Annotated in this window: 12 protein-coding genes; 8 read left to right on the top strand and 4 right to left on the bottom strand. The window is 38.8% G+C overall.

Annotated elements, in window-relative coordinates:
- Positions 1-208: 208 nt before the first annotated feature.
- Both ACIFSR_RS29525 and ACIFSR_RS29520 read left to right on the top strand, forming a co-directional pair.
- Complete coding sequence (locus tag ACIFSR_RS29525; protein WP_430062060.1) at positions 209-691, top strand: DUF2975 domain-containing protein; 483 nt, start codon at positions 209-211, stop codon at positions 689-691.
- A gap of 10 nt (positions 692-701) precedes the next feature.
- A complete protein-coding gene (locus ACIFSR_RS29520; protein WP_430062057.1) occupies positions 702-920 on the top strand; it encodes a helix-turn-helix domain-containing protein in 219 nt (72 codons plus the stop codon).
- Between the two features lie 613 nt (positions 921-1,533).
- Here the strand turns inward: ACIFSR_RS29520 and ACIFSR_RS29515 are convergent.
- Positions 1,534-1,902: a DUF6713 family protein gene (locus ACIFSR_RS29515; protein ID WP_430062055.1), complete on the bottom strand. Its 369-nt coding sequence runs from the start codon at positions 1,900-1,902 to the stop codon at positions 1,534-1,536.
- Between the two features lie 398 nt (positions 1,903-2,300).
- Between ACIFSR_RS29515 and ACIFSR_RS29510 the strand changes: the two genes are divergently transcribed.
- Positions 2,301-2,975, top strand: a complete 675-nt coding sequence (locus ACIFSR_RS29510; protein ID WP_430062053.1) for a hypothetical protein — start codon at positions 2,301-2,303, stop codon at positions 2,973-2,975.
- Between the two features lie 243 nt (positions 2,976-3,218).
- Positions 3,219-3,776, top strand: a complete 558-nt coding sequence (locus tag ACIFSR_RS29505; RefSeq protein WP_430062051.1) for a DUF4362 domain-containing protein — start codon at positions 3,219-3,221, stop codon at positions 3,774-3,776.
- Between the two features lie 413 nt (positions 3,777-4,189).
- On the opposite strand, the gene ACIFSR_RS29500 is transcribed toward ACIFSR_RS29505, so the two are convergent.
- Positions 4,190-5,926, bottom strand: coding sequence for an Imm51 family immunity protein (locus tag ACIFSR_RS29500; protein WP_430062048.1), 1,737 nt, complete (start codon positions 5,924-5,926; stop codon positions 4,190-4,192).
- Between the two features lie 179 nt (positions 5,927-6,105).
- Between ACIFSR_RS29500 and ACIFSR_RS29495 the strand changes: the two genes are divergently transcribed.
- Complete coding sequence (locus ACIFSR_RS29495; RefSeq protein ID WP_430063174.1) at positions 6,106-6,534, top strand: NUDIX hydrolase; 429 nt, start codon at positions 6,106-6,108, stop codon at positions 6,532-6,534.
- 205 nt (positions 6,535-6,739) lie between these two features.
- Here ACIFSR_RS29495 and ACIFSR_RS29490 read toward each other — a convergent pair whose 3' ends face one another.
- Positions 6,740-7,801 (bottom strand): NAD(P)-dependent alcohol dehydrogenase, encoded by a 1,062-nt coding sequence (locus tag ACIFSR_RS29490; protein ID WP_339208324.1) that lies wholly within the window; start codon positions 7,799-7,801, stop codon positions 6,740-6,742.
- 143 nt (positions 7,802-7,944) lie between these two features.
- Positions 7,945-8,328 (bottom strand): MerR family transcriptional regulator, encoded by a 384-nt coding sequence (locus ACIFSR_RS29485; RefSeq protein ID WP_339208325.1) that lies wholly within the window; start codon positions 8,326-8,328, stop codon positions 7,945-7,947.
- A gap of 219 nt (positions 8,329-8,547) precedes the next feature.
- Here ACIFSR_RS29485 and ACIFSR_RS29480 point away from each other — a divergent pair, with 219 nt between their 5' ends.
- From ACIFSR_RS29480 to ACIFSR_RS29470, 3 genes are all read left to right on the top strand, one after another.
- On the top strand, positions 8,548-9,726 hold the full coding sequence (locus ACIFSR_RS29480) for an MFS transporter (RefSeq protein ID WP_430062045.1): 1,179 nt from the start codon (positions 8,548-8,550) through the stop codon (positions 9,724-9,726).
- A 342-nt stretch (positions 9,727-10,068) separates the two neighbouring features.
- Complete coding sequence (locus tag ACIFSR_RS29475; RefSeq protein WP_430062042.1) at positions 10,069-10,824, top strand: class I SAM-dependent methyltransferase; 756 nt, start codon at positions 10,069-10,071, stop codon at positions 10,822-10,824.
- Between the two features lie 574 nt (positions 10,825-11,398).
- Positions 11,399-11,908, top strand: coding sequence for a hypothetical protein (locus ACIFSR_RS29470; protein ID WP_430062039.1), 510 nt, complete (start codon positions 11,399-11,401; stop codon positions 11,906-11,908).
- The last annotated feature ends 34 nt before the right edge of the window (positions 11,909-11,942 follow it).

Raw genomic sequence — 11,942 nt, 5'->3', positions numbered from 1 at the left:
TTTAGATCGTACGTAGAGATTTCTGAGGAATAGCTTGAGAAAACAACTTCTTCAGATCATTGAGCTAACGGGCGGTTTTGTTGAACAAGTTGCAAATTTAACATTTTAAAGTAAGAGCATTTCTTTGTAAAAACGATATTATTTTATCGTAAAACAATAAATTTTGTGATAAAGTAAAAACTGACATTAAATAAGTGAGGTGCAGTTTATGAAACGAAGAAATACACTCTTTTTGAAGATAGCTGTTATTCTTATTGGAATCCCAATTCTTGCTTTGTACATATTTTTGGTGCCTAAGATTGGGGATTTTGCTGAAGAATTGTATCCAGAAATGGCGTATATGAAATCTCTCGTCTTAATCGATATGTACTCAGCAGCGATTCCTTTTTACTTTGCTCTGTATCAAGCTTTTAAACTTTTAAGCTATATAGATAAGAACCAAGCGTTCTCGGAATTATCGGTAAAAGCTTTAAAGAATATAAAATACTGTGCCATCACAATCAGTACCTTGTACATGCTAGGTATGCCACTCTACTATCTCATGGGGAAGAGAGTTGACCCTCCAAGTTTCATACCAATGGGATTGGTCATTATTTTCGCCTCTATGGTGATCGCCGTTTTTGCTGCTGTTCTCCAAAGACTTTTACAAGAAGCTATTAATATAAAATCAGAAAATGATTTAACGGTCTGAGGTGGAGCATATGGCAATTATTATTAATATTGATGTGATGTTAGCAAAACGAAAAATGAGCGTAACGGAGCTTTCGGAGAGGGTTGGAATTACTATGGCGAATCTTTCTATTCTTAAAAATGGGAAAGCAAAAGCTGTTCGTTTATCAACATTAGAAGCGATATGTAAAACCTTGGATTGTCAGCCAGGTGATATTTTGGAGTACAAAAGCGACGAAGACAATCAATAAAAACAGACAACAAATTTATTTAACTAACAGGGAACGAAAGTTGAACGGACCATAGAGCAGTTAGTCGATGGCAACTGCTCCTTTCTCGTTAAGCTGAAGGGCAGGATAGCGTAACCTTTTATCGCAGATAGAGTCTAAATTATTACATATTCAGGATTAATAAACGAGGTGAGCTAATAATAGAATGAAAAAACGAATTTTACTTTTTGTTGGTATTCTTGTGTTCTTGGCAATTATCGGCGGTATTACATTGCATAATTTTACTAAAAACCTAGGCGAAAGTTACAATCAAATAGGTTAATGGGAAAAGAGGGCTTACAAATCCTGGCGTTAATCAAACGGGAAACGATAGTTGAATAATAGACATTGATGAGTAGGTACTACGGTATCCTGCTCTTTTTATTAAGCTATCGGGCAGGTTTGAGCAATGAAAAAGCTGCTTGGATACTGGGCAGTGAGTGATTATACGGAATAATTGCTACTGAGTCAATTTATCCCATTTTATAAAAAGCCATGGCTGTTCCTCCCATTACATAAGCCAGATGCAAGCTATATGAGAGGACCGATACCGGAGATACTTTCCTTGTACAATCGCTAAGACCTAAGTGAGAAATTACGGATTCGCAATTAATAATAAATGAATAGCAGCAAGAATTCCCATCGAATAGATGATTAAACGAGAGAATGTATTTTTAAATTCGTTGCGGGAGTGCTTTTCGAAAAATAAGTGCAGGATCGCATGGATCATGAGAAAGATGTCTATCACCCAAAACGTATTCGTCTGATATTGGCTAAAAAGTAAAGCGAGTATGATGGTGTACAGGGGGAGATGGATAAGGGTGAACACTTTATAAGCTTTTGCATCATCCATATCTTGTAGAACGAAAAATAGTTTCCATTCCGATCTTCGAATTGCATCCATTTCGTGCAGGAGAAATAAGGATAAGTTAAATAAAAATAGCAACAACAACAAATCTGGCATATCAAACCTCCAAAAATTTTATATCAAACGTTTACTATAGCGTAATAAACAAACACATTTAAATATTTCCCTTGGTTAATACGTAAAGCTGTTCGAAATGTAACAAGTAAAGCTATATCTGTCAGAGTAATGTGGAAAATTTAAATGAACATGAAAAAAAGCATTCAAAATGACAGTGAAAATTTGATCAACACGATAAAAACGACGGTTGAATTTGATGCCATTTTTTAATTAAGTGTATAATAATGGTAAAACAATTTCTTATGTTAGCGTTTCATTGAACACACAGGATTATTTAGTTCTCGTCACGAATACCATAAATATGGAAATTTCGTGAAGTTCGTAAATAAGACGATATAGGAAATCCACTTAAAGATCTTTTGCTATGGAGGTGTCTCATGGAGGATGAATTAAATCTCATAGAGGATGAAATAAAGCGAATTAAGAATAATCAATCGAAAATAATATTCTATTTCATGCTTTCGATTGCAATAATTGGATCAATGATAATATTGCTTCTGAATATCTATCGCTTTACTTTAGCTGATATCCTCACTTCTTTTTTTTCGCCATTTATTGAGATACTGGGTTATATTATTTTCTTTATTTGCTCATTGATTGTTTTTGTGTATTTTGTCGTAAGTAAATCCTTCAATAGGGCAAGAAGAGGAATACCTTTTTTGTTGAATCTAATTATTTTTATTTTGGTGTTAATTGTTCCTTTTACCTCAATAGTTTTAGATTTAGATTATCGCTTCAATAAGGAAGAAAGAGAAGATGTAGTTCGAATGGTATTGGATGGCACACTGAAACCGAATGTATCTGATAATGAAAAATTGATTCGTTTGCCAGAGGAATATAAGAAACTTTCCAAAGGCGGTGGTGAGATCGTGGTTCAAGGATACGGACAGAGCGATCAAATTCTTTTTTTTGCCTATCGTGGAATATTAGGTAATATGGCTGGATTTATTTATACCGCTAATGATAGCGCCCCTGATGAAATGCTTTTTGGCGGAGACTTTATGGAAGTGAAAAAACTGAATAAGAATTGGTATTCGGTTAGAGCTACGTAAAATGGATTTCATATATGTTCACGCAAAAGATCGTTTTCACCGATCCTCAGTCAGCAGAGGCATTTCGAGTTAACGGATTCATGAGGACACTTACGAGAGTAATTCGTCGGATGGCAGTAAATCATTACGTTAACGGGACGTGATAGCTCAATAAAACACGACGGCAGCTGCAGAAACAAAAGCGCATGTACGACTGAAACAATCGTACTCGATATAACGTTCTTAAATGTGAGGTGATAATTCATGATTAAATGGGTGTTAACATTAGCGGCAGCATTAGTGCTGCTATCGGGCTGCAGTGAGAAGTCGGGCAGACCTAGTGACAATATGACTAATCCTACTACTGCTCCTGCACCGGGGGAGACGTTTACGCCTTTAGCGAAGCCGGAAGCGTTTCCCGCTGTGTCTAACCCTTATGATGCCGACCAAGCAGCGGAGAACGGCGATATCGTGAACGTTCACGGGAAAATGTACAATCTCGACAAGTGGAAGCTGTTTCTTGCGAATCTAGATGTTGGCGTGCCGGATCAAGTGCGTATTACGCAGTATACGATTGAAGGTGACCCGATCTTCTATGAGCTAGTCTATGACGGGGCTGAAGTGATTACGTATACGTACGACAACTCGCGTGACGGGTTCGGCAGCAATGCAGGTCGTCCGAGCACGTTGTGCCGAGGCATTGAGCTCGAGGAGGACAATGAGTTAGGCTCCCATTACAAGCTAACCGGATGCGATTCTGAAACCAGTAATACGTTCTGGTTTACGAACGTAGAGTCGGAAGACGAGCAGGGCAGCCAATAAAAACAAGATACTCTCCCTTCAATAAGAAAACGAGGAGCGTTATTACATTAGCAGACAATGATAAGCAGGGACTACGGCAGCCTGCTCATTTTATTAAACTAACGGGCAATATACTGCATATTTTTTAAATAGCTCCCATATTACAGAGGTGCTCGTTCGTTTTACAGGAATTCTAACGGGTCACGTTATCTCAAAAATGAAAGAGGCAGCCGATGACAACGATCGGCTGCCTCTTGATCGTAGACCTAACAGTGCTATAAGTAAATATGATAAATAATTATAAAAATTTAGAAGTTAGGCACTAGTATTAAAAGCTCTATCATTCATTTGAAAAATGATAATTTCGACGATGTTGATCTAAATGGCGATTTAATGATGGATAATTCATAACTGGAATTGTCCGAATGATTAGCTCAGTCCAATTCTGCGCGAGTGAACAGATCGTAAATAAGCACTTCATCCTCACAAGCGAATTTGAACGCCCATGCGAACTGTTCTAATGCGGCTCCATTACTCGAGTAGGCACAGAACATATCTGCTTCCGGGTCAAAATGAATCGTTTCCGCGAGTTCCGGCATCCGCTCATTCAAGAACACCGCCGCCAGTGAAGCCCAGTCGTAACCGTTGCCTTCGAACCCCTCGTCCGCCCGGGTGCCGAATAGTTCGGCCAAATAGCTACCGACCGTCAGAATGACAGATTTTCCGCCATTATTTTGTTTCACGATGGTAAAGGGGGCCACATCCTTCGTTTCTCCTGCAGCTGACAATGACTGTGCAGCTTCCGCTTCCGCGGAAAGCTTTGCTATAACCGCACTGCGTGCCTCGTCCGTGAAGCGGAGAACCCTGTTCTCCTCAACGATAAGGCCTTCCGCGATCCGCCCATCCAGCCAATCGCTGATGAAGCCAGGAGCGTACCCTCCTTGGCCGAATTCGCCGCCGAAAGCGATCATTTGCTCATAGGTATCCAGATACTGCTGACGGCTGGTAGTCGGGTAAGCGTTGGTGTATAGCCAGAACTGGACATCGTACATGAGATGAGACCGTTCATCCGCATGAAATGAGAAATGGTTCTTCTCCTGGACGATCCGGGTACAGACACTGCGTATTTTGGACTCCAGCCCGTCAACCTCAGAGGCCAGACCGCAGAGTTCCGTGAGCAGTGGAGAGAATTTTCCTTCAGCCACTTTGCGCAGATCGTTCTCTTTATCTTCTTCAGTAGTGTCGTAATCCTCATCATTCACCAGACCACGGATGAACGACTCGAAGTTGGGTGCCAGGAATGTGATCTCGTAATCATCTTCCTGATCGACATGAATGACTTCAGGTTCGCCGTCCTTCCCACAGAGACGGTAGTCCAACATCACAACATCGTGCCCTGCCGAAGGGCAATCACAGATTACCACGCCGATATCCGGATAACCCCATTCTTCAATCATGAATGGACTGCCGAGATCACCGCAGATAGAGTAGCTTTTATCGCGTCCGATCCCCATAATTCCTGTTATAGCAATATGATCCTCAGCCCAAGAGGTAGCTTCATCTGTCGGAAAGGATGTATTATGGGGAATGCCACCGTTCTGATGCTTCATCAGAGCGATGTAGGCTGCCGGTAGCTTATAGCCGAGTTCTTCTTCTACAGAAGAAATCAGCTCATCTGTAGGCGGATCAGAGACATATTGTTCTCTAGCATAGTTACTGTCTTCCCAGAAGCTGTCGAGATCCATACCTTCAAAAGGGATCGCTTCCTGGTCTTTCTTTTGTTTGCTGAGTGTGCGCAGGGATTCAGCCTTTTGTTGTTTTTGCCATTTGCTATGGCTCCAGTCTAACAATCTGGCTGAATGCTGATCGTCAGGATCCAGCTCTAGCGCGGTGCTTAACACACCTGCCGCTTCCTCATACCGCTTCATATAATAGTAGGAATAGCCTACGCGAAAATACCACAACGGATCATTTTTTCCCTGCTCAGCAATGATAGCAAACTGTTCCAGTGCTTTTTTATACAAACTCAGATTGTTATAAGCCCGACCCATGCTGCTGATCATATCGTAATCTCTGTTCGCTGGAGGAATCTTCATCAGAGTGTCTACGATCTGCTGGTGTTCGTCATCCTCGTGCCACTGCAATATCTGTGCGCTTAGCTCTTGTTCCATCGTTGTCGTCTGCCTCCTAAGTAAAATATGATTTTCTCTATTTTACCAGAGAGAAAGCTATGAATGGAAATGTTAGCGTCAATACGCAGTCTGCGTCGGTCTGCCCCAAAAGGGCAGTATACAGCTATAGGAAATTAGTGGTAATCTAGTTTTGTTATTTTAAAAAAGGGGAGGACGATATAGTGGCTCCAAAACATATAGTTTCTGCGGCAACAATTGTAGTTAATGAGCGTAACGAAATATTATTGATAAAAGGACCTAAACGAGGTTGGGAAATGCCAGGAGGGCAGGTTGAAGAAGGTGAATCATTGAAAGATGCAGCGATAAGGGAAACAAAGGAAGAGAGCGGTATAGATATAGAAGTGACAAAGTTTTGTGGTATTTTTCAAAATGTAAGCAGTAGTATTTGTAACACTTTATTTTTAGGCAGACCGGTCGGAGGAGAATTAACAACTACCGCTGAGTCTTTAGAAGTAGGATTTTTTCCAATCGAAACAGCATTAGAGATGGTGAGTTGGGGAAATTTCAGACAAAGAATTGAGCTTTGCTTGAATGAAGAACTTCATCCTTTTTATGTTGAATTTTCCATTCCGCTTAAAGATTGCTAGAGCGCTATAAGTTTATTCCTTCGGAACTAACGGGTAAGTATGATTTATTGGTCGTTGAAAGAACGATCTTAGTATGACACGGTGTTACAAAGGACTTAAAGTTGGTAATCAAATAGCAAAAAGCCATCGTTTTGGTCAAACTAAACGATGGCTTTTTTTCTTTTCATCAGGTCCGGTTTAAGTGGATATAAAGGATCAATGCGAGTTATAAAGTAGAAATGTCAATAACGAACCGATACCGCACATCACTTTTGAGAACACGTTCATACGATTCTTCGACTTGGTCTGCACTTATCACTTCAATCATAGGGGAAATACCGTGTTCAGCTGCGAAATCAAGCATTTCCTGTGTTTCACGAATTCCACCAACAAGTGAACCTGAAATGCTGCGACGACCCATAATTAAGGAAAATACGTGATACTTATCTGGTTCGGCTGGTGCACCAACATTTACAAGTGTCCCATCAACGCGTAGTAGTGATAAATACGCATCAACATCCAGATTTGCAGACACGGTGTTTAAGATCAAATCAAAACGACCCGCTAATTCTTTAAATGTAGCAGGTTCACTTGTAGCAAAGTAATGATCTGCGCCAAATTTCAATGCTTCTTCTTTCTTATCAATAGAGCGACTCAATACTGATACTTCAGCACCCATGGCATGAGCAAATTGCACTGCTACGTGGCCAAGACCTCCCATTCCGACAATGGCAACCTTCTTACCTGGGCCAGTATTCCAGTGTTTTAAAGGAGAGAATGTCGTAATGCCGGCACATAATAGTGGACTTGCCACATCCATATCCAGACCGTCTGGGATACGGACAACGAAGCCTTCCTTTACAACGATTTTTTGGCTATATCCTCCGTATGTTGGATTACCATCATAGTCTAGACCGTTATATGTGTTGACTACACCCTTCGTACAATATTGCTCTTCTCCAATGAGACAATATTCGCATTCTCCGCAGGAATCAACAAAGCAGCCAACGCCAACACGGTCTCCAACAACAAACTTGGTGACTTCTGTCCCTACTGCTTCTACGACTCCGGCAATTTCATGACCAGGAACCATGGGGAATATTCCGCCACCCCATTCACCGAATGCACTGTGAATATCAGAGTGGCAAATGCCACTAAATTTAATATCTATTAAGATATCGTTTGGCCGTAAATCTCTTCGCTCAATAATGATCTTTTCAAATGGTGCTTTTGCACTTGGGACACTTAGAACACGTGTTGTAGAAATGTTTTTATGATTATTACACATAATAGATAATACAATCCTTTCTTTGGTAAAATAATAAGTTGATTGAAGAAGTAACTCGGATCAACTTATTTTAATAGCAAGATTAGCTTAATCCTTAATGTGGACTTTAAGGCAAGGGCTTTTTGAAAATTATTAAAAAGTTCTTATTTAAGATTCTCTTTGTAGTACTTCTTTTCTAATACATCGTAGTAATCTATTTTCAAATCAATTTTTATAAAAGCGTTATCCAAGTCTCGTTGTTTCTCCATCATTTTTTCTTTATGCTTTTCAAATATCTGTTTGCGTTGCGAGGCAGTGCTATCTCCTACTTTTGTTAATTCCACGATTGCACGTAACTCTGAAAGAGGGATGTCAGTTTTTCGTAAACATACAATAAGCTCTAACCATAATAAATCTGCTTCGTTAAAAATACGATTTCCATTTTCATCCCTTTTTATAAAAGGTAAAAGACCTTCTTGTTCATAATATCGGAGTGTATGTGCAGGCAAACCTATCTTATCTGCTGCTTCTTTGATATGAATTTCCATTTGAATCCTCCATAAATCCTTATAATTATTTTGTTCTTATTAATGCGATCATCATTTAGGTTTTATTATAGACCTTAAAGTACACTTTAATGCAACAGCGCTTTCTCATCTTGTTCTAGTGATTTTAGATTATCGCTTGACTTAAAGTCGACTTTAAGAGTTATTGTTGCTTTGCTTTAGAAAATAGTAAAGATGTAAGGAAGGCTGGAGATGCTTTTTATGGATAAACGAAGTAATTTGCTTATATTTATATTGGCGGTAGGAGTTTTCGGTATTTTGAATACTGAAATGGGTGTTATTGGTATATTGCCTTTGATTGCTGATTATTATGATGTCAGTGTATCAAAAGCTGGATTGTTTGTGAGTCTCTTTGCACTTGTGGTTGCAATTTCTGCTCCAAGTATGCCGCTATTGTTTTCAGGAATAAATCGCAAAAAGGCAATGTTACTTGTACTTGGTGTGTTTGTTTTGGGTAACTTAGTCTCGATAATTGCATCTAACTTTACAATTGCATTAATTGCTCGTGTGATTCCAGCTATTTTTCATCCCATTTATTGTTCAATGGCATTGACAGTAGCTGCTAACTCAGTAAGCAAAGAAAAAGCTCCAAAAGCTGTTTCCAAAATAATGTTGGGAGTATCTGCAGGTATGGTAATTGGTGTGCCAATTACCAGTTTTATAGCTAGTGAAACTTCGTTTGAAATGGCCATGTTATTCTTTGCTATCATTAATGCTTTAACATTCCTTGCTACATTGATATTCGTACCATCTATGCCTGTTAAGGTAAGACTTACTTACGGATCACAGTTAAGCGTATTAAAATATTCCATTACTTGGATTTCCATTGCCGCAGTTGTTTTTATAAATTCAGCAATATTTGGGGTTTACAGTTACCTTGCTGAGTATCTTGAAACCATCACTAATATTTCAGGGAAAACGATTAGTTTAATGTTAGTAGTATACGGTGGGGCAAATGTTATTGGAAACATTGTGGCTGGGAAGTTACTTACTAAAAATGCCATCAAAACAGTAGCAACTTTTCCTTTCACATTAGGAGCAGTTTACATCTTGTTATTCTCATTTGGACAGTTCACTGTACCTATGGCTATCATTACTTTGGTTTGGGGAATATTAGCTGGTATTGGAGGTAATATCGCTCAATATTGGATCACGTCCGCAGCTCCCAAAGCTCCTGATTTCGCTAATGGATTATTTTTATCATCTGCTAATATAGGAACAACAATTGGTACAGCTGTAGGTGGATTATTTATATCAATAATCGGTACACAATACATTGTAGTAGGGGGATTACTATCATTGATATTGGGTGCGGTGTGTATTTTGCTAAGAAACAACATATTTAGTCCTAGAAAACAAGTTTCTATAGAAGAAATTTAATCCTGATTTTCAAATGTGCTGTGAGATGTGGGAGGGTTGACCGCCATTTTTTTCATTCACAACTTCGTTCCATCTAGATGCTATTTGAGAAGAAGAATACTTGGTCAAAATCTAAGAAAACGTGAGCATTTAAGAGAAAAGCGTTTCTCCATAGAGGGAGGTTAGCTTGGAAATGATCAAATCAAAAACATGAAATTAGAAAACCGTAAGTTACACTTTTTGGATAAAAGTAAATGAAATATAATGTCCTAGGATCGACTTAAGAGAAGTGACACAAAAGTTTAATAATCAAAAATATACTTCACTAAATGAAAGTAAGAAATAGTAGGAGAGTGACGTGAGATGAACAGTAAAGAAAGCTTTTCGAACCGGGTTGATTCATATTTGAAGTATCGCCCGAGCTATCCGAAAGAGGCTGTTGATTATTTGTACGACTATATCGGTTTGCGTTCGAACAGTAAAATAGCAGACATCGGTTCCGGTACAGGCATCTTTTCAAAACTACTTCTGGAACGCGAAAGCTATGTGATTGCGGTCGAGCCGAATCAGGCAATGCGGGTAGCCGCCGAGCAAATGTTAGAAAGCAATCCGAACTTTCAGAGTATATCAGGTTCTGCAGAATCTACTGGATTACCTGATCAGTCGGTTGAGTTTATTGTCTGCTCACAAGCGTTTCACTGGTTTGATCGCTTAGCAGCGCAAACCGAGTTTCGTAGAATTCTACAGCCGGGCGGGAGAGTAATACTAATCTGGAATTCCCGTCTTACAAGAGGTACTACATTTCGTGAAGAGTACGATCAACTGCTCCATACATACGGAACCGACTACGTAAAAGTTAATCATAAAAACATTTCTCAGTCGATGCTTCACTCTTTTTTCAAGGAAGGTACGATGCATGAGGTGCGATTCAGAATGAGCCAGGAGTTTGATTTCGAGGGCTTGAGAGGCCGGTTGCTATCATCTTCCTACAGCCCTGTACCTGGGCATCCCAATTACAAACCGATGATGACGGATCTGCGAAATCTATTTGATAGGAATAATCAGGATGGTTTTGTTCTATTCGATTATGAAACTGAGATATTTTGGGGAGAAGTATAGATCAAACTTCGATTATAGAGAATCATTTTGCTAATGGAGAACGCTAAATATATTAAAACTTCACATTAAAAGAAACTCTAGAATTATTAGGTTTAATGGGAAGTTTTATTATGAATTTAGGTGAATTGTTGAGACTGTATGTAGTCGATAAGCAGATTAAAGGATTTAGTCCAAACACTATAAAAGCATACGCCTTACAGCTACAGATGCTGGCTTCTAAATTTGGCTTTCCCTACTATCAGGTGATCATTAAAGCTTCTATTTGGCCCATTAATTAACGGCACTTTTTTCAAAATAATAGCCGCTGTTACTCAAATAAAGAGCAGTACAACTTAATATTGAACTTAAAAAAAAAGGAACATTTTATTATCGATGTGCGTCTATATTTACAGGACAATGATCTCCAGTACAGGGAGTTAATTCTTGTTTACCGGTATTTTTGGAAAGGAGTGCTCGAATAAAAAAATGTTGGATTCTTGTTTTACTGACGGAGAATGATAGTTGAATCATACTTAATGTTGAGCAGGTGAGTGTTAGCCTGTTCATTTTTATTAAACTAAGAGTGATGCAATTGTTGATAAAAATTAAAGGCCAAATGCAAATCATTTGGGTGGTGGGTAAACTGTTTCCTATAAAATTAACTCTAACAATGATAGTTGTTGCTACCCTCATTATTGGATGTATATCACAACCAGTAAGACCAGATGATAAAGTTATTGAGGCCTTTATTAGTGACAATAACATTAACGTAATTGAGTTGGTGAAGTACAAGGAGTACACAGCAATTGCATATAAGAACGATACAGAGGTAGGTTTCTACTTGGATCAATCAGGTAATGGAACATTTTCGAAACATTGGGAGAATGTAGAGGGAACAAAGATTCCACAGCGATTCATTGGAGGTTTTTCTGACAAATACTTAGTTGAATTTATCATCGATGAGAGTATTTTAAATAAAATAAACACTTATACAACCAGAATAGGAACCTTTACAAAAGAACCAAATCAGAAGTGCTTTATATTTCCTACAGGAACTGGTGGTATTCAGTATTTTGACAAAAACAATAAACCGATTGAATTTTAGGAATTAAAATGGGTTGTACTAATGGAGAACGATT

The organism is Paenibacillus sp. NRS-1760 (assembly GCF_050467785.1).
Taxonomy (GTDB): domain Bacteria; phylum Bacillota; class Bacilli; order Paenibacillales; family Paenibacillaceae; genus Pristimantibacillus.
Note: the sequence above shows the minus strand (reverse complement) of the source record. Positions and strands in the feature narration are given on the sequence as shown.

Excerpts from the sequence above, each read along its gene's own strand:
- ACIFSR_RS29525 (WP_430062060.1), top strand. The coding sequence starts at position 209 with ATGAAACGAAGAAATACACTCTTTTTGAAGATAGCTGTTATTCTTATT.
- ACIFSR_RS29520 (WP_430062057.1), top strand. The coding sequence starts at position 702 with ATGGCAATTATTATTAATATTGATGTGATGTTAGCAAAACGAAAAATG.
- ACIFSR_RS29515 (WP_430062055.1), bottom strand. The coding sequence starts at position 1,902 with ATGCCAGATTTGTTGTTGTTGCTATTTTTATTTAACTTATCCTTATTT.
- ACIFSR_RS29510 (WP_430062053.1), top strand. The coding sequence starts at position 2,301 with ATGGAGGATGAATTAAATCTCATAGAGGATGAAATAAAGCGAATTAAG.
- ACIFSR_RS29505 (WP_430062051.1), top strand. The coding sequence starts at position 3,219 with ATGATTAAATGGGTGTTAACATTAGCGGCAGCATTAGTGCTGCTATCG.
- ACIFSR_RS29500 (WP_430062048.1), bottom strand. The coding sequence starts at position 5,926 with ATGGAACAAGAGCTAAGCGCACAGATATTGCAGTGGCACGAGGATGAC.
- ACIFSR_RS29490 (WP_339208324.1), bottom strand. The coding sequence starts at position 7,801 with ATGTGTAATAATCATAAAAACATTTCTACAACACGTGTTCTAAGTGTC.
- ACIFSR_RS29485 (WP_339208325.1), bottom strand. The coding sequence starts at position 8,328 with ATGGAAATTCATATCAAAGAAGCAGCAGATAAGATAGGTTTGCCTGCA.
- ACIFSR_RS29480 (WP_430062045.1), top strand. The coding sequence starts at position 8,548 with ATGGATAAACGAAGTAATTTGCTTATATTTATATTGGCGGTAGGAGTT.
- ACIFSR_RS29475 (WP_430062042.1), top strand. The coding sequence starts at position 10,069 with ATGAACAGTAAAGAAAGCTTTTCGAACCGGGTTGATTCATATTTGAAG.